Annotated in this window: 1 protein-coding gene; it reads right to left on the bottom strand. The window is 66.5% G+C overall.

What is annotated here, in order from left to right; all coding sequences use genetic code 11:
• Nucleotides 1-319: helix-turn-helix domain-containing protein (locus tag AC1RP1_RS08130; RefSeq protein ID WP_481762738.1), on the bottom strand; the 319-nt coding region annotated here is incomplete at its 3' end.
• Nucleotides 320-325 lie beyond the last annotated feature (6 nt).

Here is a 325-nt window from a genome sequence, read left to right as displayed (position 1 = left end):
GGGCCAACACCCTGCCGACGGTCGAGCGTGGAACACCGAGGTGGTAGCTGATCCGATGCGGACCCCACCGTCGCGTGAACCGCAAAGCGACGATCCGATGCTCCAAACGCCTCGAGCACCGGCCCGGCGACGAATGAGGACGAGAGGGCAGGTACGCCATCGGCAGACCAGCCCGGGATCGGTCGACCCAGCGTTTCACCGTCGCAGGTGAGCACTGGAACCGCTCCGCCGCCCGCCGAAGTGACCAACCGCGATCCTCGACGAGCTGAACAAGACGGCGACGCCCCTCCGGCGTCAAGGGTGCATTAGCGTGAGTCACGAAGAC

The sequence above is a fragment of the Dellaglioa sp. CoH-56-MRSF-13 genome, assembly GCF_056782095.1.
The sequence above is the reverse complement of the archived record's forward strand: the minus strand, read 5'-3'. Positions and strand labels throughout refer to the sequence as shown.